This window comes from Gammaproteobacteria bacterium, from assembly GCA_013001575.1.
GTDB lineage: Bacteria > Pseudomonadota > Gammaproteobacteria > Steroidobacterales > JABDMI01 > JABDMI01.
The window spans coordinates 20605-41705 of record JABDMI010000127.1; the positions used below are offsets into that span (position 1 = coordinate 20605).

The following is a 21101-nucleotide window of genomic DNA, read 5'->3' on the forward strand; positions in this document are numbered from 1 at the left end:
TTCTCAAGCAACATCCGCCTTTTTCGCCATACGCCCTTCGCGTTTGCGCTCATGCTCTTTCAGGAATTTTTTACGCAAGCGAATACTTTGCGGGGTGACTTCCACAAGCTCATCGTCATTGATGAATTCCAGAGCCTGCTCGAGTGAGAATTTGATCGGAGGCGTCAGGATCAAGCTTTCATCCGTACCGGCCGCCCGAATATTGGTTAGCTGCTTGGCTTTAGTCGGATTGACGGCCAGATCATTGTCGCGCGAATGGATTCCAACCAACATGCCTTCGTATATTTCTTCTGCATGCCCGATAAACAAACGTCCACGCTCTTGCAGATTAAATAAAGCATAGGCAAGTGACTTACCTGCAAGCATAGAGACCAATACGCCTTTTTGGCGTTGGCCAATATCCATTTTGACCCGACTGTCATAGCCATCAAAAATACTATAGATCAATCCGGTACCCGCTGTTGCGGTTAAATACTCGGTGCGAAAACCGATCAAGCCACGCGATGGAATGCGGTATTCCAGGCGCAAGCGGCCTTTTCCATCTGGCAGCATACTTAGCATTTGTCCTTTTCTGTCCGCCATGCGAGATATGACATTGCCCTGGTGTTCTTCAGCGAAATCCAGGGTAACTTGCTCATACGGTTCCTGCAGTTCACCATCGATCTCACGCACAATAACTTCGGGGCGCGAAACCGCCAATTCAAATCCTTCACGGCGCATGCTTTCCAGTAACACCGAAAGGTGTAACTCACCGCGACCCGAAACCCGGAATTTGTCCGGGTCATTCATTTCCTCGACTCGTAAGGCAACGTTATGCAGTAGTTCCTGATCCAGACGCTCTTTGATCTGGCGGCTGGTCAGGAATTTTCCTTCCTTGCCGGCAAAGGGTGACTTGTTGACCTGGAAAACCATCGAAATGGTGGGTTCATCAACACTCAAGGGCGGCAAGGCCTCTGCCTGATCTCGCTCGCAAACGGTGTCTGAAATGTAAAGTTCTTGCACACCGCTGAACACAATAATGTCACCGGCCTGTGCCTGTTCAACCGGCACTCGTTCAAGGCCATGGAAACCGAATATCTCCAAGACGCGAGCCTGTCTGGTCTTGCCCTCACGGTCAATAATGCTCACTGGCGTATTTGGCGTAATTTTGCCACGGGTGATCCTGCCAATACCAAGCAAGCCGGTGTAGGTGTCATAGGTCAGACTGGAAACTTGCAATTGCAATGGGCCGCTCACATCAACTTTTGGTGCTGGCACATGTTTTGTGATGGCTTCAAATAAAGGTGTCATGTCACCATCGGTTACGTTATCTTCCAAGCTCGCAAAACCATTCAGTGCCGAGGCGTACACCACCGGAAAATCCAGTTGTTCATCACTCGCACCAAGATTGTCAAAAAGTTCAAAAGTTTGATCCAGAACCCAGTCTGTGCGTGCCCCAGGTCGGTCGATCTTGTTGATCACCACCAGAGGAGTAAAGCCCTGCTCAAAGGCTTTTTGGGTAACAAAACGGGTTTGCGGCATTGGGCCATCGACAGCGTCAACCAGCAACAGCACGGAATCGACCATGGATAAGACTCGCTCAACTTCACCGCCAAAATCGGCGTGTCCCGGTGTATCGACAATGTTTATGCGCCAATCATTCCAGGCAATGGCTGTATTCTTGGAAAGAATCGTGATGCCGCGCTCTTTCTCCTGGTCATTGGAATCCATGACCCGTTCACCAAGATTTTCACGAGCGTCCAAGGTACCAGACTGCCGCAGTAGTTGATCAACCAGGGTAGTTTTGCCGTGATCGACGTGAGCAATAATGGCTATGTTACGTAATTTAGAAATATCGTTATGCATAAAGCATCCAGTCTTTTGTATAAAAATGACAGATTTAAAAGTAAATTTGCGGGAATTTGTGGAAATCGCCTTAGCGATAGTGTGATTTGTCAGGCGCGCATTATAGTGCCTTAGAGCACTCTGTGCTCAGGCTTCATCAGGAAATACAGTAATTTAGGGCCTAGTCTTTTTTCAAAGGGTCGTCTGGCCAATCAGGACGACGGAACTGGTCAGTGGCCTCTTGTAATCGACGCAATTTTTCCAGTTTCTCTTTTTGCCATTTTTCAGCCGCGATCTCGGCCTGGATCTGGCGCGTTACTTCATCGAGTGGATCTGATGGTTTTTCAGTAAAGTCGCTGGCCGCTTCAATATTCAGGGGATCAAGATCGCGAATTACCGGCTTGCTAGGCTTTTTTGGTGCTGGCAGATCAGGGAGATCTGGCAAGCTATCGGGTATCTCGTTCATGGCCTGGATCTCAACCGTTTCGACAAATCGCTTTTTCGGTTTTAGATCAAATTCTTCGGCTAGAATCTCGTCCGTGGTTTCGTGTTCACTCCACAATTCATCGGCATCACGAAATCCTGCATCGGCATCGCGCAATGCTTTCTTTTTGCTACCAAACAGCTTTTTAAAAAATCCACCCATTCATTGACTCCATGATTAACAAAATCATCCCAAATTTAACCCCGTCTGACAAGCCCCGAGAGTGAAAATTTATGACTTTTTGACAAAAATACTCTATTTCCGTTCAGCGTTTGCTGACTTTTTTACTCACACCCCAGATTCGCATGGCGTCCACACATTTTTCTGAAAATAATTTCTTAATACCCGGTGAGACACCCGGCTTGAACTGAATCTCGTGTAAATCCAGTTTTTTAGTGCGTGCCGCGGAATACGGCGATGTTGCAATGTAATATTTTCGAGCAACCAGATTTTCTCTAAAAAACTGGTATACACTTTGTGGTCTGGGATCTGCATAACGAATAACACTTGGGCTGCGCCAGGTGATCATACTGCGGCGAATTCGCGGATTGCATTCGACTGAACCCAGTGGCGATGAGACGCCATTGATTACACCTGTGAGAATACGAAATGGTCGTTTACCAGTCCGCTTGAAATTACCATCTGTACTGCTCTCATACAGGGTAATTATAAAATAGCCGTTCATGTCTTCCAGAACGGGAATCGAAACAACCACAGCCCCACCTTTTGCCTATTTGCGAATTCCAATTAAGATCGTTGAAGTTCGCGAATTATATTTAGCAGTTTTTATTGAATTTTAGTTTATTGCTATCCATGCGAGTTATTCGAACATTATAGGATGCTATACGGATAATTGGCACGCATTAGCAATTTCCAGGGCTATATCACCTTAATGTAATAAAGACCGACCAGACCCAAACTTCCCCACATCACAAATTGCCAGATAAAGCGCGAGGATTTCTGTTTTTGACTGGTGATAAAACCCATCCACGCAACAACCGTGAGAGGTATAAAAATAGCTATATGCCTGGGGATCAATTTGAGCTCGCTGCTGACCCTTGCACTGATCTCGGGATCTTGTGCAGATAGGAATAAAAGCCCCCAGACGGCAATCAAACAAATACTGATTGCCAGGCAACTACCGAGAATAATAAGAGTCAATACTGTAATTGGTCGCATAATTATGTGAAATTGGCTTTAGAATTAAGTCCTAAGACATTGATAAATTGTAAATTTTACAGGAATGTCGTGAATGTGTTGAGTAATTCCTTGATATCATATCAATTAGAAACATAGTGACCAAAGTCACCTCTGGCAATTTTTTTCAATCTCCAGGGTCTTTATTGAATAACAACTCGTGTTTGTGGATTAATGTATGCGTAAAATTTTATTTATCGGGGTAATTATTGCAATCGGTTTAACCGGGGTATTTCTGAGCTCTCAGTTAATGTCCTCTCCCGATAATGTCCTGACTGCCGAGGTTTCGGAGACAAAATCAAGCCAGGTCAGAGCCCCGGTCGAAACACCTGTGCTAATACCCGAAAAACTGAGTCCAACCGAGACGCATCGTAAAATTGCGCGTAATGTGATCAAGAAAACCACTCGAGGTCACTACGCACAAAAATCCCTGAATCTTGAAATATCGCAAACCGCATTTGATCGTTACATAGAATTGCTCGATGGCAACAAACATTACTTTCTAGCCGGTGACATTAAAAAATTCACAAAATTCCGCGATGAATATTTAATCGCGGTCAGTTCCGGTAAAGCCACCCGAGCATTCGACTTATTCAAAATTTATCAAGAGCGTGTGCGCGATCGTATGCAATATTCAATCGACTTGCTTGATGCCCAACCCGACCTCAAAGGCAGTGATTATTATGTTCAAGATCGCGAAAACCTGGACTGGGCAAGTAACCAGGAAGAATGGGACACGCTCTGGCGCCAGCGGGTTACCCATGATGTGATCAATCAACTACTCGCCGATAAGGAATGGGAAGAAGTTAAAAAAACCCTGACCACACGTTATCGCACTGCTTTGCGCCAAGTCGATCAACAACAATCTGATGATGTATTTCAGTTATTCATCAATGCCTACATTGACTCACTGGATCCACATTCGGGTTATTTCAGCCCTAAAAATGAAGACGAGCGCAACATTCAATCCAGCCTGACCTATTCCGGTATTGGAGCCAGCCTGAATATGCAAGACGAATATGTCACGGTCGCCAATATCATTCCGGGAGGACCTGCTCAATTGACTGAACTGGTCAAAGTTGATGACCACATCATTGGCGTTGGTCAAGAAGGCGAAGAGATCCAGGAAGTGTTTGGCTGGAGGCTTGACGACGTTGTGCAACTTATACGTGGCCCGATTGACACTAAAGTACATTTACGTTTGATTCGTGATGAGGCCGGCGTTGGCGAGAATGAGATCGAGATCGAGCTCATACGTAATCAGATAAAACTGGAAGCCCAGGCCGCTAAAAAAGAAATTTTGGACCTTGAGCATAATGGCGAACAGTATAAGCTCGGGGTTATTGCCATTCCCAGTTTTTATCAGGATTACCGTGGCAAATGGGCCGGCGATCCCAATTACAAAAGCACCACCAAAGACGTTTACAAATTGATCCAGGAGCTTGCTGAAGAAAAAACCGACGGCTTGATCATCGACTTGAGAAATAATGGCGGAGGTAATCTAGAAGAGGCCATAAATCTGACCGGCTTATTTATTGACGAAGGTCCAATTGTTCAGTTTCGCGCAGCACGCAGTCGCGCCCAGGTGTATGAAGACAGCAATCAATTAACCCGGATCGCCTACAACGGGCCATTAACCGTATTGGTGAACCGTTATAGTGCTTCGGCTTCAGAGATCTTCGCGGCCGCAATTCAGGATTACCAGCGTGGTGTTATCGTTGGACAAACAACATTTGGCAAGGGCACCGTACAAGAACAAATACCTTTGGATAATATTTTTAACAAAAATGAACGCTTCGGATTATTATCCTTAACCATTGGGAAATTTTATCGCGTCAACGGTGGCAGCACTCAACACCGCGGGGTAATCCCGGACATCGAATTACCGTCGTATATTTCCATCGAAGACGTTGGTGAAAGTTCTGAACACAATGCCCTGCCCTGGGACCAGATCCCGCAAAGTAAATATCAGCAAAGTGGTTTCATCAAACCCGATCTGATCAGTGACTTGCAACAAAAGCAGTCTCAACGAGCCATGGTTGATCCCGATATGATCTATTTGCAGACCGACATTGCATCAATTCAGGAATTACGTAAACGTAAAAGCTTTTCCTTGAATCTCGAGCAAAGGAAAGCAGAACGCAAATACAATGAGCAACAACGTGTAAAACGTGAAAATATTCGTCGCACTGCCCGGGGACTTGAACAGATTGAAAAGTTATCGGATATACAAGAAGACGATGTACTTGATGTTCAATTAAATCAAGCCAGCCTGATCATGGCTGACCTATTGTCGCTGCCTTTTACTGACAGTATTTATCGCAACGCCCAAACTCGCGTCAACAAGCAACCCGACAATGCGTATGCAACCAGCCCGATTAATTAATTGATCAGAGTTAACGATATTCGTCATGGACCTGAAATACATATCATGCTTATACGGATAATTACTTGAAATTCATGCAAATCGACAACTTTGCTAAAAATATTGGCTGTTTAATGTACAAATTGCAGGCAATAAAATTAGATTCAAAGGAATAATTCATTGTTTTTATTAGGTTTATCAAGATTTAACAGTTTGTTGCACTTTGGTAGTTTGGTGTTATACTCTACTACAACACTAATTCACACAAGGTCATTCTAGTGCAAAACTCAGCATTTGAAACGCCCCAGCCGTCACGATTCAAGAAATTCCTGAAATCTCTGGTATTTTTCTTACCTTTGTTAGCATTACTTGGCTTACTGTATAGCGGCAACGTCCAATTCGGACCAGGCAGTGATAACCAGCAATCCAGTCAAAATGACAAAAACAGCGATACATCAAACAAAGATCGCCGACGTAATGGTAAAAATGGCGACAAACAAGAAAAAGAGATCAAAATTCCCGTTGAAACCAATCTTCCAGGCACAGGTACCCTGTATGCGTATTACAGCGGAACCGCAAGCTTGTACGCGGAAAATAAAACCGAAGTAGCTGCCAAGATCGGCGGTCAAGTGGTACGCATTCTGGTTGAAGAAGGCGATATTGTGAAAGCCGGACAAGAACTTGCCACCATTGAAGCTGACCGTTATCAACTTGAAATGCAACGGGCCGAAGCAAACTTGAATAAAATTACTCAAGAAATTACGCGCAAACAAGAACTGTATGAGCAAAAACTGATTCCCCGTGACAGTTTTGAAAGTTTACGTTACGACAAACAAAGTGCGGAAGCTGCATTGGCACTCGCCAAACTCGACCTTAGTCATACCCGTATTCGTGCACCGATCTCAGGCATCATTTCATCCCGAATGGTGCAAAAAGGCAATACTCTGGGTGTAAATCAAAGCGTGTATGAGATCACCAGTTTGAAATCATTGCAAGCTGATCTGTTTGTACCGGAACGCGAACTGAGTCGCATCAAGATCGGGCAACAGGCCAAGGTAAGTTTTGACGCTTTACAAACCGAGGACCAGACCCCGATCATTGCAAGCATCAAACGCATAAGTCCGGTGATCGATTCCAAGACCGGTACTTTCAAAACCACTCTTGAACTGGACAATTCGGCAGGTTTTTTTAAACCCGGGATGTTTGGACGCTTTAATGTGGTGTTTGGTGAGCACGCTAATGTAATGACCTTGCCGCGTAACGCAATTCTCGAACTTGATAGTGAACGCTCTGTTTTTCATATCGTTGATGACAAAGCGAAAAAGATAGCAATCCAGACCGGTTATGAGAACAATGGCGTGGTTGAGATCACATCGGGACTAACCGGAGACGAAGCGGTAGTCATTCTTGGTCAGGCCGGACTGCGAGTTGGTACCAAAGTGAATGTGGTTAAAGGACCTAATCCACGCACTCCCGAATATCAGGCCGAACTCGACAAATTGAGCAAAGAAAAGTCCGATAACGAGGTCCAGGAAACCGCCAGTGACACTGACGGTGGCGATAGCAATAACGCAGGAGGCTGATCATGCGATTAATTGATATCGCTACCGAGCGTCGTGTCACGATCGGGATGGCCATGATTGCCATCGTCATATTTGGTCTGGTCGCACTTTCCCGTTTATCGGTGACATTGTTACCCGACCTGAGTTATCCGACATTAACAATTCGCACAGATCTGAGTGGCACCGCACCTGAAGAGATCGAAACCCTGATCACCAAGCCAATTGAAGAAAGCTCGGGTGTTATAAAAAATCTTAAACGTGTGCGTTCGGTGTCCAAGGCTGGACAGTCTGATGTCACCCTGGAATTTAACTGGGGCACCAACATGGATCTGGCCTCGGTCGATGTTCGAGAAAAGATCGATCTGTTGAATTTACCCGAAGAAGCTGGAAAACCCCTGTTGTTACGCTTTGACCCGGGATCTGAACCCATTATTCGTTATGCCTTGGTTGCTTCGTCTGGCGCAACGCCGGAAAGCGACGACCCGTCCGGGGCCAGTTTAGAATCAAGTATTGAAACCCTCAAGCGATTACGCCGTTTTGCAGACGAGCGTCTTAAAACCGACCTCGAAGCAATTGACGGTGCCGCCTCAGTAAAGATCAGTGGTGGTTTTGAAGACGAGATCCTGATCACGGTCGATCAGGAAAACCTTTCACAAAAAGGTTTAAGCATTCAAAGCATTGCTGATCGCTTGCAGCAGGAGAACATCAACATGAGCGGGGGTCAAATTGAAGAAGACCAACGTCGCCTGCAAGTACGCACAGTGAACCAGTTTGAATCACTGGATGACATCAAGAATACGATTATTGCAATTAATGACAGCCGGCCTACTTATTTGTATGAAGTGGCCAAGGTTGAAATGCTGTACAAGCAGCGCAAAGCTATCTTTAGAGTAAATGGCAACGAAGCCATTGAACTGGCCATATATAAAGAAGGTGACGCAAACACTGTTCAGGTTGCCAAGCGTATTCGTAACGCTGTCGAGTCCTACGCTGCCCAAAAGCAAGCGAGCGACCCGGATAAAGAAAAGTCTGACGCCGAAGATCCCGACGGCAAGCCTTCCGGCCAACAGTCGCGGAATAACCGTGGAGATGGCCAGGGCTTTATGGCAAGCCGCAAACAACCCTTGCCTGCTGGTTCAGACCTCAAACTGGTACAAGATCAATCGGTCTTTATTGCAGACGCCATTTCACAAGTTCGTTCAGCCGCTGTATTGGGCGGGCTGTTGGCCATATTCGTACTCTACGGTTTTTTACGTGACGCCCGCTCTACCTGGATCATTGGCTTGACCATTCCGGTGTCGGTCATCGGTACCTTTTTCCTTATGTATCAAATGGACCTGAGTCTGAATATTATGTCCTTGGGGGGTATTGCACTTGCAATTGGTTTGCTTGTGGACAACTCCATAGTCGTGCTAGAGAACATTGCACAAAAACGTGAAAAAGGCCTGGATCAGGTTCAAGCCGCAAAAGAAGGAACGACCCAAGTCGCCATGGCGGTTACTGCATCAACCTTTACAACAGTCGCGGTTTTCTTTCCTATGGTGTTTGTTTCCGGAATTGCAGGCCAACTTTTTAAAGACCAGGCCCTTACGGTCAGTTTTGCCCTGATCTTTTCACTTATAGTGGCCTTAACCTTGATACCGATGCTGAGTACTTTGGGAACCACTAGACGCTTCGAACAAGACGCTGAGCATGAACTGGCACAGGGTTTCAAGCCGGATGATTACGGATCTATAAAAAAAGGCTTCTCTTATATAGGTCGCTTATTCCTGGTTTGGATACCGGTATTGATCACGAAGATTATTCAAACTGTGTTTAAGCTGGTCAGCACCCTACTGCATTATGTGTTAAAACCGTTTGTGTGGGTATTCAACCGACTATATACCCTGATAGCCAGATTATATGCACCCTTCCTGACCTGGTCATTAGGCAATCGCTCACTGATTGTGGCCACGAGTATTATGGCTTTTGCTGCAAGTCTGTCTCTGGTGCCCCGTCTCGGAACAGAGTTGATCCCGCAACTGGCGCAAGGCGAATTTTATGCGGATATTCGATTGCAGCCCGGTACACCGATCTCCTCAACCGATTCCGTATTGCGTCAGGCGCAAGAGAATATGCGCAACGATGACCGCATCAAACTCCTGGCATCCGTTGCAGGCACCGGTAACCGGCTGGATGCCGCCCCGGTAGACAGCGGAGATAATGCCGGCCGCCTGAATGTTCAGATCAACAAAGCGGGTCAACAGGGAAACCGGATTGAAAATGGCCTACGCAATGACCTCAGGGAACAATTAAGTGGATTGCCAGGCGTGGCTTACGAATTCGGCACACCGGAACTGGTAAGTTTCAGCACTCCGTTGCAAGTTGTCATTGGCGGATATGACCTGGATCAGTTACAAGCTGCCAGTCAACAAGTTATTCAGCTTATGCAAAATACCGGATTGTTTAGCGATATCCGTTCAACCATTGAACAAGGTCAACCAGAGATCCATATTATTGCCGACACCCAGAAAGCAACTGCCCTCGGTTTGAATGAAAGGGATATTGCCAATAGCGTGGTCAATAAAGTACGCGGAAAGATCGCAACCAAATACTCCTGGCGCGATCGTAAGATCGATGTCCTGATAAGAAGCCTTGATGCGACCGATACCTCACGCGAAGAGATCAATAAGCTGATTATCAATCCGCAAAGTGATCGTCCTGTTCCACTCTCCTCAGTAGCCAGCATCGAGGAATCGTTGGGCCCCTCATCGATCAACAGGATTGACCAAAGACGGGTTGCACTTATTTCTGCCAATGTGCTTGACGGTGATCTGGGTTCGGCCGTGGACATACTTGATAATGAGCTCAAGCAGTCAAGCTTTCCAACAGGTATCAACGCGGAGATCAAAGGCCAAAGCGAAGAAATGCAAGAAGCCTTCAAGTCATTGCAATTTGCCATGCTTTTCGCGATCTTTCTGGTTTATCTGGTCATGGCCTCGCAATTTGAGTCACTGGTTCATCCTTTTGTCATTCTGTTCACCATTCCCTTGGCATTGATCGGCTCAATCCTCGCCTTGTACGTCACCGGTACCACCATCAACGTCGTTGCCCTGATCGGTTTGATCATGCTTGCCGGCATTGTGGTGAATAACGGAATTGTGTTGATTGATCTGATCAATCAGTTACGCGCCGCAGGCTTGGCTAAAACCCAGGCCATTCTTGAAGGCAGTCGTGACCGCTTACGTCCGATTCTCATGACAGCAATGACCACCATTCTCGGCCTTTTACCCATGGCTATTGGAGTCGGCGAAGGCGCCGAGATACGTGCGCCGATGGCGATCACTGTGATTGGCGGTATGCTGGTTGCAACTTTGCTAACATTAATTGTGATTCCGGTGGTGTATTCATTACTGGATAACAAACGCTACCAAAGCGTGTAACCCAGGGATTCAATACAAGGTAACTCCTTATGAATTTGACCGCCGCCGCATTGAAACGCCCAATCACAACAATCATGGCCTTTGTTGCCATGGCCATTATTGGACTGGTCTCTCGTCCCTTAATCCCGCTTGAAAGCTGGCCTGAAGTCGATGCACCTTTTCTTGGAATTCAAATTCCCTACCCGAATGCTACCGCAAAAGAAGTCGAAACCGAGATCGTTAGACCCCTGGAAGAAAGTATTGCGACCATGACGGACGTGCAGCGTATGTTCTCCACATCAAACCGTAATGGCGGATTTGTCGGGATATTTTTTGGCTGGGGCGCCGACATGGAAGGAAAACGTATCGAGCTGCGTGCCAAGATCGATGCCATTTCCGATCAATTCCCGATCGACCTCGAACGTTTGCCGATTTTCTCGTTCAATACCGGCGATGCACCCATCTTAACCATACGCATATCCACCGAACGAGACTTGTCCAATGCCTATCAAATGCTCGATAGGAACGTCATTAAACGATTATCACGCCTGGAAGGAGTTGCCAATGTTCGTTTGGACGGGGTGTTTCCCAAACAAATCTCAATAAAGCTGAATGCCGACCGGGTTGCCGCACATAACATCAATCTCTTCAGCTTGCGCCAACAGTTGCAAAAGACCAATTTTACCGTCAGTGCTGGTGAGATCACGACTTCCAACCAGAAATGGCTGGTTCGACCGCAAGGAGAATTCAACAGTCTGGACGATATTAGAAATGTTTTGATCCAGCCCCAAGGCATCAAACTCTCGGACATTGCTGAAGTTGTTTTGGAGGAACCGGAGCGTGAGCATGGTCGTCATTTGAATGGAACCTATGCGGTTGGGATCGACATTCAAAAAGCCAGTGGCTCAAATCTGGTCAATGTTGCCGATTCGGTTCTCAAGGAGATCTCGGTGATCGGCGGACTGCCTGAAATGCAAGGCATTGAGCTCTATGTAATGAATAATATGGGCGAAGATGTAAAACGCTCATTGACCGAACTGGTCAAAGCCGGAATGATCGGAGCCATACTTGCCTTCATAGTACTCTTTTTGTTTCTACGCGAACCCATGAGTACTCTCATCGTTGCAATGTCAGTACCTTTTTGTTTGCTCATTACAATCGGCGCTATCTATTTTTCCGGCTACAGCTTTAATATCTTGACTTTGATGGGCATGATGCTGGCCATTGGAATGCTGGTTGATAACAGCGTGGTTGTCACGGAAAATATTTTTCGCAAAAGACTGGAAAACAGTGACCCCTACGCAGCCACGATCGAGGCCACCAAAGAAGTCAATCTGGCGATCACTGCCGGCACCCTGACGTCGGTTATTGTTTTTGCGCCAATTGTGTTTAGTGAGGCAAATCCTTTGTTTCTGTTTTTGAAGCACACTGCATTCACAATTATTGTGGCACTTTTGGCTTCGTTACTCATTGCTCAGACTCTTATTCCAATGTTGGCGTCGCGCATCAAGTCGGTAAAAGTAAAAGGCGAAGGCCGGATTATGCGCTGGCTTTCCGGTAAATACGCCAAAATTCTGGCGATTGCCCTGAATAAAGCGCGTTACAGTGTGTTGGGATTAGTGGCCATATTTGTATTGACGGGGGTCGCCATGAACGGTTTCAAGGTGGATATGAATGATGAAGAATCCAGTGACCGCCTGTTCTTGCGTTACAACGTTATCGGCATCCACCCCTTAAGTAAAACCGAGGAAGCGGTCAATATCATTGAAGAATATCTTTTTGCCAATAAGGAAAAATACACCATTGATTCGGTCTATTCCTTTTTCAATACTGACAGGGCTGAATCTACGATTATCTTAAAACAGGATTCACATCTCAATCCGAAACAGGTGCAAAAAGACATTGAAGAAGGATTGCCACAATTGGTGATCGGCACGCCCAGCTTTGAGCGACAACGCATTGGTGGTGACGAAGGATTCAAAGTTCAACTCTATGGCGATTCTACAGAACGTTTACGCGAGATCAGTCGCGAGGTTATGGCAACCTTGCGTGGTGTTGAAGGACTGACCAATGTGTTACCCGACATCTTCCGGTCAGGGCGAGAAGTACAGATCAAAATTAAAAAAGATCGGGCAGCCCAGCTGGGAATTAGTCCGTTATTAGTCGCCAACAGTGTCGCCACCGCTCTACGCGGGGATAGACTACGCAGTATGCGAACCGAAAATGGTGAAACCGAGATCAGGGTTGAATTCGCAGATAAAGATGCCCAGAGTATCTCTAATATTAAATTGATACCCGTATACACCACTAGCGGTGATCGAGTTAATCTTGAGCAAGTTGCCGATGTGATCACCGAATACGGCACTAGCATAATCCGACGTGAAGATCGTCGCACAACCCTGGGCATCAGTGCCGATTTTGAGGAAGACGCCGATATTGCTCAAATCCGGGAAGCCACAAACCAGTTATTGGCAAGCTATAACTTCCCGCCGGGTTATGGCTGGGGTCTCGGTCGCTCATTCCAGCAACAGGATGAAGATCAAAAAGCCATGATATTTAATGTTTTGCTGGCGATCCCGTTGATTTTTATTGTCATGGCCGCATTGTTTGAATCTCTGCTCTACCCATTGTCGATCATCACCTCGATCGGTTTTTCTTTTATCGGTATCGTTTTGTTTTTTGCCGCAACTGGCACAACCTTTACCCTGATGTCGGCGATTGGTGCCCTGATCCTTATTGGCATTGTGGTCAACAATGGCATCGTCCTGGTTGAACACATCAACTTTTTACGCAAAACCGGGCTCGAACGTATTTCAGCGATCATTCAGGCGGGTAGAGATCGTCTGCGACCCATTTTAATGACTGTGATCACAACGGTTTTGGGCATGGTGCCGCTGGCGGTAAGTTCAAGCACATTGGCTGGCGCTGACGCGTCTTATGCCCCAATGGCCAAAGCCATTATTGGCGGTTTGCTTTTTTCCACGGTGGTTTCCTTGATCATCGTTCCGGTGATCTACTTGTGGCTTGACAACATGTCAAGATGGGGTCGTGCGGTACGCCAAAGAGCGGCATAGCCATACAAAATAAGCTTGCCAAAAAGAACAAAAAAAGGTTAATTGAGAGTCAACTAAATTTAATCGGAGAATGCATCCGCGTACTGACTCAGGGGATCATCAGGTCGTTGAGACCCCAATAATTTTCATTCAGCACATTCACTTCCAGATTCACATCGGTGATCGTGGTGGTTAGGGATGTACCGCTGACATCATTGACCAGTTTTGTGATGGATTCGGGATCAGGTATCGAATCATCCGGCCGTTTGTATTCGATGTTCTCTTTGAGTTTCGCCATCCGGGTTTGCACTTCGGCCCCCAGATCTTTCAACTGGGCAAATAATTCCAGTTTTTGGGCGCAGCGATGAACAATCTCGTTTTGCTCTGCGGCGGAACCAAATGTGATCTCCCAGGGCTTTTTCCTTTGTGCCTGATAGGTTTTATTGCCCAAGCCCAATTCAGTCAATGACATATAAAAATATTGTGCCAAGGCAATCATGGCGAGATTGATTGAGCGCTTTCCTGCCAGGTCCAGACCATCAAACTCTGGCCAGGGTTGGCTCTCGATCTTGATGCGCTGGTCATACATGGCCTGAATTTCCGAGTAGGCCTCTGACTGGGTTTTCATAGCGATGGCGCGCTGTTTGGAAACGCCCTGTTTACCCAGAAACTGCCAGGGATATTTGTAGGATTCCATCTTTTTGCTCAACTCATCGACCCGCGCATTCACACCGTCGAGCAGCTTTTTGCGATTATCGATGCTTTTATTGATCTTGTTAAGTTTGTCGGTTTTTTGTTGATTAAATTCCATCAACTGCTGTTTGCGCTCACGGTCGCGTTGTTGATCGACCAGACGGTCACGAAACTTGTGGATATAACGATTACAAGTGTCCCAGACTTTACGCAGCTGGTAGTACACGCGCAAGTTCGCGTATTTTTCCGGTTTTTTTAATAATTTTTCCAGCATGACCAGATCTGTTTCCAGTTCTTCGATCCGGTGAGCCTGGGCATCGGTGGTCCTGGTCAGGAGAAGTTTATCTTTCTGGAGCTGGTTGAACTCCTGTTTAAGTTCGGCACGACTTTGAAACAGTTGCATCAACCGTTCTTCAGTATTCCCGTCTGGTTTTTTACCGGCAGATGCCATGTATTCTCCGCAAGCTATAATTTATTATCTAGCTTATTATCCTAACTATCTGTATTTTCATCGATTTTACCTGTGAAAACAAGCTTTCTGGACAAACAATACGCCAACCATTTATTCAAAAACATGTTTTGTTGCCACAAAACCCGCAGTCGGCTCTGATTCAGCGGGAGTGATTTTAGCTGATAATCGGTATTTTCCTGAATACTCGACGTTACCGCCGCACACAAAGCGTCATGATACAGCCGAATACGAAAATGGTTGATGCGAACCGGCTCACCTTGATCAAACAGGTCTTCATCGATACACACCAGGCTTGTGTAGGTGGTTACATCCTCGATCCTGCAGTGCACCGCGTGCTTGTCATAACGAATGGTCGCCTCACCGTAATCGATATGTTTGCGGTCTGCGTTGAGAAAACGCATGAGTTGAATATAGTTACTTTCGTATAAAGCCATTAAAGCCGCAAAACTGACCGGTTTGCTTAAGCGTGGGATAACAATGCGACTGTCGGAATATTTCATGCTTTTATTGTGCGTTACTAGATGCGACGTTTCAAGTCGGTTTGCTGCAAAATTATACTGGCGATCTCTTCCACCGATGAATGCGTGGTGTCGGTATTTTGAATTCTGAATTTGCGATAGATCGCCGCAGCCTGGCGCACTTCATAATTCACTTGCTGCATGGACGCATATCGACTGTCTGGACGGCGTTCCGAACGGATCTGTGCCAGCCGCTCAGGTTCAATATTCAAGCCGAATAATTTATGGCGATGTTTGCTCAGAGAATCCGGCAATTGCAGTTTTTCAAAATTTTCATCAGCCAGGGGGTAATTAGCCGCATAAATCCCGTACTGCAAGGCCAGGAACAAACACGTCGGGGTTTTTCCAGAACGAGACGCGCCAACCACGATCACATCAGCCTCAGCGTAATGATCGGTTCGCACGCCGTCATCATTTGCCAAAGCGTAATTGATCGCGGAAATTTTTTGTGTGTAGGCTTTGGTATCGGCACTGTGCGCTCGTCCGACCTGATGCGTGGAGGCCTTACCCAAAGCTTTCTCCAATGGAGCAATAAATGCCTCGAAAAAATCCATATACAAAACAGCACTTTTATCAAAATGCTGCATAAAGATCTCACGCACCTCATCTTGCACCATGGTACTGAACACAAAAATATGTTCACCACTCTGGGCTGCTTTGGCGTGTATGTCCTGAACTGTCTGCGCGGCCTTATCGATGCTGTTAATAAAGGGGATGGTTACCTGTTTAAAATGAATACCACTGAATTGGGTTAGCAGACTTTTCCCCAGGGTTTCGGCGGTTATCCCGGTTTGATCTGAAATAAAGTACACGTAACGCTTGGGCAGTTCGGAAGAGTTGGTCATTTTATCAACGATTCAGTATGAGGTAATCGGGCATAATTATGCCCCATCAATGAGCAAATCTGTGTGAATTGATCAGGTATTTTATTTCCTTAATGCTGAAATCTGCCCGATAAAAGATTTCAGCCACATCGAAACAAGAGGACACGCACTTGCAAGATTTTATTATTCGTCTCAATGACCTTGGCATGCAGGACATTGATCAGGTTGGTGGCAAAAATGCTTCTCTTGGAGAATTGATCTCAAACTTGAGTGAATCCGGTGTGAATGTGCCTGGCGGGTTCGCAACTACTGCACATGCCTATCGCGAGTTTCTGGAACAGGATGGATTGGCCGAAAAGATCCGGCAAGAAATGCATGGACTGGATGTTGACAACATTCAGCAATTAACCCGGACGGGTAAAAATATTCGAAACTGGATCCTAGAGGCGCCGTTTTCAAGTGCGTTTGAGCAAGCTATACGAGTAGCTTTTACCAGCATGACCGATGAGATTGGTAATGACCTCGCTGTTGCCGTACGTTCATCCGCAACCGCAGAAGATCTGCCCGATGCGTCTTTTGCCGGACAACAAGAAACTTTTTTGAATGTGCGGGGAATAGAGAATGTATTGACCGCCATCAAAGAGGTCTTTGCCTCCTTATACAATGATCGCGCTATTGCTTATCGCGTACACCATGGTTTCGAGCATCACAACGTAGCGCTTTCTGCCGGTATTCAGCAAATGGTACGCAGTGATACCGGCGCCAGTGGGGTTATGTTTACCCTGGACACCGAATCCGGCTTTCGTGATGTCATTTTCATCACGGCCTCCTATGGGCTGGGTGAAACCGTTGTGCAGGGTGCTGTAAATCCCGATGAATTTTATGTGGGCAAGCACAGCTTGCGTGAAAACAAGCACGCCATTCTGCGGCGTACCTTGGGCAGCAAAGCCATAAAAATGGTGTATGCCGAGCACAATTCGCACAGCAAAGCCGTCAAAACCGTGGAAAACAGTCAGGAAGACCGTCAACAGTTTTGCCTCAGCGATGACGATGTTGAAACCCTGGCGCGGCAAGCGCTCGCAATTGAATCACATTACCAACGCCCCATGGATATCGAATGGGGTAAAGACGGTATCACCGGCAAGATCTATATTCTGCAAGCGCGTCCTGAAACGGTCCAAAGTCGCAGTGGTAATACCCTGGAACGCTACCAACTGGAACAACATTCCGAGATTTTATTGACCGGGCGTGCCATTGGACAACGCATTGGCGCCGGCAAGGTTCGTGTGATTAAGAACGTGAGTGAAATGGACAGCATGCAGACTGGCGATGTACTGGTCGCCGACATGACGGATCCGGACTGGGAACCGGTCATGAAACGTGCTTCGGCAATCGTCACCAATCGGGGTGGTCGCACCTGTCATGCTGCGATCATCGCACGTGAACTCGGAATTCCGGCCGTAGTCGGATGCGGCAATGCTACGCAAATACTGCAGGACAGACAGAGTGTCACGGTGTCATGTGCCGAAGGTGATACTGGAAATATTTATGCCGGTGACTTGGAATTTGTGCGTAATGAGATTGCACTGGATACTTTGCCCGAAGTACCGGTCAAGATCATGATGAATGTTGGCAATCCGGATCGCGCCTTCGATTTTGCCAGTTTGCCACATCGCGGTGTCGGTCTGGCGCGACTCGAATTCATTATTAATCGCATGATCGGCATTCATCCAAAAGCCTTATTGGAATTCGAACAACAGTCTGCCAGTTTACAAAAAAACATCTCGCAATTGATCGCCGGATACAAAGACCCGGTAAATTTTTATATTGATAAACTCAGCGAGGGAATTGCCACAATAGCTGCAGCCTTTTATCCGCAGCCTGTGATCGTGCGCATGTCGGATTTCAAATCCAATGAATACGCAAATCTGGTTGGCGGTGAGAATTATGAGCCGCATGAAGAAAACCCGATGCTGGGTTTTCGTGGTGCTTCGCGTTACATCAGTGACGATTTTCGCGAATGTTTTGCGCTGGAATGTGCGGCAATACGCAAGGTCCGTAACGACATGGGCCTGGATAATGTGCAAGTGATGATCCCGTTTGTGCGCACAGTGGCCGAAGCCGCGCAAGTGGTAGAGTTACTTAAAACCGAGGATCTGGAGCGGGGCAAGCATGGTTTAAAACTTATCATGATGTGTGAGTTGCCATCCAATGCCCTGCTCGCCGACGAGTTTCTGGAACACTTCGACGGTATGTCAATTGGTTCAAACGACATGACCCAATTAACCCTCGGACTCGATCGAGATTCAGGTGTGATCGCACATTTATTTGATGAACGCGACGCTGCGGTCAAAAAAATGCTCAGCATGGCGATCACCGCATGCAAACAACAGAAAAAATACATTGGCATTTGTGGTCAAGGCCCTTCCGATCACCCGGATCTGGCAGAATGGTTACTGGATCAAGGCATAGAAAGCATGTCACTCAATCCGGATACCGTGGTTGAAACTTGGCTGTTACTCGCCGGTCAAAAGGTTTAAGATACACTGGCATTTCGCATCCGTTCCCTACCCAGTGGAGTTAGATGATGACCTGGTTTAACGACTACATCGTTCCGGTATTGCAATTTCTTGCAACCTTGTTCATCACAGCAATAGGCATTGCTGTTCTCGCGGTCTTCATCATGTACATCCGCGACAAAACCCAGCGCAAAAAAACCATATTGCGCAACTACCCGGTGATTGGAAGATTCCGGTATTTTTTCGAGCACCTGGGTGAGTTCTTTCGTCAGTATTTTTTCGCCATGGACCGTGAAGAATTACCGTTTAATCGCGCACAACGCTCTTGGGTCTATCGTGCCGCGAAAAATTTAAGTACCACCACCGCATTTGGTTCGACAAAAAATTTGACTCCCGAGGGAACGGTGATCTTTGTGAATGCCGCCTACCCTCCGCAAGAGCACGAAAAACAATCGCCAACCCCGTTAACCATTGGGCCCCAGGCACGCAAACCGTATGTCACCTCGTCGTTCTTTAACATTTCTGCCATGAGTTTTGGTTCACTCTCCAAACCGGCGATTCAGGCATTATCACGCGGTGCCAAGCAAGCGGGAATTTGGCTTAACACCGGAGAAGGCGGTTTATCGCCGTATCATTTGGAAGGTGGCTGTGATGTGGTTTTTCAGCTGGGCACTGCAAAGTATGGTGCCCGCGATAAAGACGGCAATCTGGATGAAAATAAACTCAAGGAGATTGCCAATTATCCACAAGTGAAAATGATCGAACTCAAACTTGCACAAGGGGCCAAGCCCGGTAAAGGTGGCATCTTGCCGGCTGAGAAAGTCACCCCAGAGATCGCCAAGATACGCGGGATTCCTGCCGGACAAGCGTCATTAAGTCCGAACCGTCACCTTGATGCCGGAAACAATGAAGAACTCATCGATTTGATAAATCGCTTACGTAATGTCAGCGGGCTTCCAGTGGGAATAAAAATTGTTTTAAGTTCCGAATTCTGGATGGATGAATTTCTGCAGGCCATACTAAAACGCGGACCCGAATATGCCCCAGATTTTATTACTGTTGATGGTGGGGACGGTGGCACCGGTGCTGCACCCCAGGCGCTGATTGATGAAATGGGTTTGCAGCTCAAAGAATCCTTACCCTTGTTAGTCGATAAATTAAACGAATACGGTTTACGCAAGCGTATAAAAGTTATTGCGTCGGGTAAACGTATTAATCCTTCCGAAGTTGCCTGGGCCTTATGCATGGGGGCTGATTTTGTTAATAATGCACGCGGCTTTATGTTTGCACTTGGGTGCATCCAGGCCATGCAATGTAACAAAAACACCTGCCCAACCGGGATCACTACCCACGATGAAAAATTGCAAAGTGGCCTGGTGGTAGAAAATAAAGCTGAACGCGTGGCAAATTTCGCCAAGACCATGCGTAAAGAAGTAGAGACTATTGCCCACTCTTGTGGCGCACCAGAGCCAAGAAAGCTAAAACGCCGACATGCGCGAATAGTCAGTCAAAACGGATTATCGGTACCTTTGAACCAATTACACCCTGATAAAAGTCCCGCATCCGACTAATAATCCTTTAATCATCACCAGTATTTCTGTAAAATCAGACAATATGGAAGACGACCTGATATCTAATATCAAAAGTAAAATCAAAGGCTTGTTCTCGAAAGCACGCTATGATGACGACGATGTACCTGAATTCAAGGACGAGTACAGTTTATTGGTTGATAACAAGCGTGTTATTGATTACACCTTGATCAACAACAAACTCGGGATCAAGCTTCAAGTCGGTTTATACCGTGACACCAATAAATTCCTGACCAAGGGCGTAAGCAAGGAACAAGCCATCGAAAATATCGGTGCGGCACTAAGTGCGGTCAAACCGGTCTACATTGCCCTGCTCAAGGAAAAATTCAACAAAGCCAGTAACGACTTCGAGAATGAGACGAATCTGGTTAAAAAGTTTGAGCGCACGTCACGCTTGTTTAAAATTAAAGGCTTGCAACTGGCTAATGGTGATACCGAAGCGGTGCTTTGTTTGCACTTGTTGATCCGCCCGGATGTTGCTCCGTTTATTATCATCGGCAAACAGCCCAAAGGTAAAAAACGCGAAGCGATCAAAGATGATGTGACCTTTGAGGAAACCCAGGACTGGGATCTGGTCGATTTCGATTAATCAGGAATTTA

Annotated in this window: 14 protein-coding genes; 7 read left to right on the top strand and 7 right to left on the bottom strand. The window is 46.6% G+C overall.

All coding sequences use genetic code 11. The features are described from left to right. Positions 1-3: 3 nt before the first annotated feature. The 4 genes from typA to HKN88_10020 form a co-directional block, all read right to left on the bottom strand. Positions 4-1845 carry a translational GTPase TypA gene (gene typA / locus HKN88_10005; GenBank protein NNC98389.1) on the bottom strand — a complete coding sequence of 614 codons (1842 nt, stop codon included), beginning with the start codon at positions 1843-1845 and terminating at the stop codon, positions 4-6. A gap of 160 nt (positions 1846-2005) precedes the next feature. Further along, positions 2006-2470 carry a hypothetical protein gene (locus HKN88_10010; GenBank protein NNC98390.1) on the bottom strand — a complete coding sequence of 155 codons (465 nt, stop codon included), beginning with the start codon at positions 2468-2470 and terminating at the stop codon, positions 2006-2008. Positions 2471-2573: 103 nt separating this feature from the next. Beyond that, positions 2574-3023 (bottom strand): hypothetical protein, encoded by a 450-nt coding sequence (locus HKN88_10015; protein NNC98391.1) that lies wholly within the window; start codon positions 3021-3023, stop codon positions 2574-2576. A 164-nt stretch (positions 3024-3187) separates the two neighbouring features. Then, positions 3188-3487, bottom strand: a complete 300-nt coding sequence (locus tag HKN88_10020) for a hypothetical protein (GenBank protein ID NNC98392.1) — start codon at positions 3485-3487, stop codon at positions 3188-3190. A 196-nt stretch (positions 3488-3683) separates the two neighbouring features. On the opposite strand from HKN88_10020, the gene HKN88_10025 reads away from it, so the two are divergent. The 4 genes from HKN88_10025 to HKN88_10040 all read left to right on the top strand — a co-directional run bounded on the left by HKN88_10025 (position 3684) and on the right by HKN88_10040 (position 13907). Beyond that, entirely contained in the window at positions 3684-5891 is a 2208-nt protein-coding gene (locus HKN88_10025) for a carboxy terminal-processing peptidase (GenBank protein NNC98393.1), read from the top strand. Positions 5892-6148: 257 nt separating this feature from the next. Beyond that, positions 6149-7453, top strand: coding sequence for an efflux RND transporter periplasmic adaptor subunit (locus HKN88_10030; GenBank protein NNC98394.1), 1305 nt, complete (start codon positions 6149-6151; stop codon positions 7451-7453). A gap of 2 nt (positions 7454-7455) precedes the next feature. Beyond that, positions 7456-10854 (top strand): efflux RND transporter permease subunit, encoded by a 3399-nt coding sequence (locus tag HKN88_10035; GenBank protein NNC98395.1) that lies wholly within the window; start codon positions 7456-7458, stop codon positions 10852-10854. A 29-nt stretch (positions 10855-10883) separates the two neighbouring features. Beyond that, positions 10884-13907 (top strand): efflux RND transporter permease subunit, encoded by a 3024-nt coding sequence (locus tag HKN88_10040; GenBank protein ID NNC98396.1) that lies wholly within the window; start codon positions 10884-10886, stop codon positions 13905-13907. An 88-nt stretch (positions 13908-13995) separates the two neighbouring features. On the opposite strand, the gene HKN88_10045 is transcribed toward HKN88_10040, so the two are convergent. Genes HKN88_10045 through HKN88_10055 form a run of 3 tightly spaced genes read right to left on the bottom strand, consistent with a single transcriptional unit; the run spans position 13996 to position 16414 of the window. Beyond that, positions 13996-15030 carry a hypothetical protein gene (locus HKN88_10045; protein NNC98397.1) on the bottom strand — a complete coding sequence of 345 codons (1035 nt, stop codon included), beginning with the start codon at positions 15028-15030 and terminating at the stop codon, positions 13996-13998. A 41-nt stretch (positions 15031-15071) separates the two neighbouring features. Then, positions 15072-15551: a DUF1249 domain-containing protein gene (locus HKN88_10050; protein NNC98398.1), complete on the bottom strand. Its 480-nt coding sequence runs from the start codon at positions 15549-15551 to the stop codon at positions 15072-15074. A gap of 17 nt (positions 15552-15568) precedes the next feature. Next, entirely contained in the window at positions 15569-16414 is an 846-nt protein-coding gene (locus HKN88_10055; GenBank protein NNC98399.1) for a kinase/pyrophosphorylase, read from the bottom strand. A gap of 149 nt (positions 16415-16563) precedes the next feature. On the opposite strand from HKN88_10055, the gene ppsA reads away from it, so the two are divergent. Genes ppsA through HKN88_10070 form a run of 3 tightly spaced genes read left to right on the top strand, consistent with a single transcriptional unit; the run spans position 16564 to position 21090 of the window. After that, positions 16564-18933 (top strand): phosphoenolpyruvate synthase, encoded by a 2370-nt coding sequence (ppsA, locus tag HKN88_10060; GenBank protein ID NNC98400.1) that lies wholly within the window; start codon positions 16564-16566, stop codon positions 18931-18933. Between the two features lie 44 nt (positions 18934-18977). After that, positions 18978-20483 carry an FMN-binding glutamate synthase family protein gene (locus HKN88_10065; protein NNC98401.1) on the top strand — a complete coding sequence of 502 codons (1506 nt, stop codon included), beginning with the start codon at positions 18978-18980 and terminating at the stop codon, positions 20481-20483. A 43-nt stretch (positions 20484-20526) separates the two neighbouring features. Further along, positions 20527-21090, top strand: a complete 564-nt coding sequence (locus tag HKN88_10070) for a hypothetical protein (GenBank protein ID NNC98402.1) — start codon at positions 20527-20529, stop codon at positions 21088-21090. Positions 21091-21101: the final 11 nt, after the last annotated feature.

What these genes read in the sequence shown, in the direction of transcription:
- typA (NNC98389.1), bottom strand. Translation starts at nt 1,845, where the DNA reads ATGCATAACGATATTTCTAAATTACGTAACATAGCCATTATTGCTCAC.
- HKN88_10010 (NNC98390.1), bottom strand. Translation starts at nt 2,470, where the DNA reads ATGGGTGGATTTTTTAAAAAGCTGTTTGGTAGCAAAAAGAAAGCATTG.
- HKN88_10020 (NNC98392.1), bottom strand. Translation starts at nt 3,487, where the DNA reads ATGCGACCAATTACAGTATTGACTCTTATTATTCTCGGTAGTTGCCTG.
- HKN88_10025 (NNC98393.1), top strand. Translation starts at nt 3,684, where the DNA reads ATGCGTAAAATTTTATTTATCGGGGTAATTATTGCAATCGGTTTAACC.
- HKN88_10035 (NNC98395.1), top strand. Translation starts at nt 7,456, where the DNA reads ATGCGATTAATTGATATCGCTACCGAGCGTCGTGTCACGATCGGGATG.
- HKN88_10040 (NNC98396.1), top strand. Translation starts at nt 10,884, where the DNA reads ATGAATTTGACCGCCGCCGCATTGAAACGCCCAATCACAACAATCATG.
- HKN88_10045 (NNC98397.1), bottom strand. Translation starts at nt 15,030, where the DNA reads ATGGCATCTGCCGGTAAAAAACCAGACGGGAATACTGAAGAACGGTTG.
- HKN88_10050 (NNC98398.1), bottom strand. Translation starts at nt 15,551, where the DNA reads ATGAAATATTCCGACAGTCGCATTGTTATCCCACGCTTAAGCAAACCG.
- HKN88_10055 (NNC98399.1), bottom strand. Translation starts at nt 16,414, where the DNA reads ATGACCAACTCTTCCGAACTGCCCAAGCGTTACGTGTACTTTATTTCA.
- HKN88_10065 (NNC98401.1), top strand. Translation starts at nt 18,978, where the DNA reads ATGATGACCTGGTTTAACGACTACATCGTTCCGGTATTGCAATTTCTT.
- HKN88_10070 (NNC98402.1), top strand. Translation starts at nt 20,527, where the DNA reads ATGGAAGACGACCTGATATCTAATATCAAAAGTAAAATCAAAGGCTTG.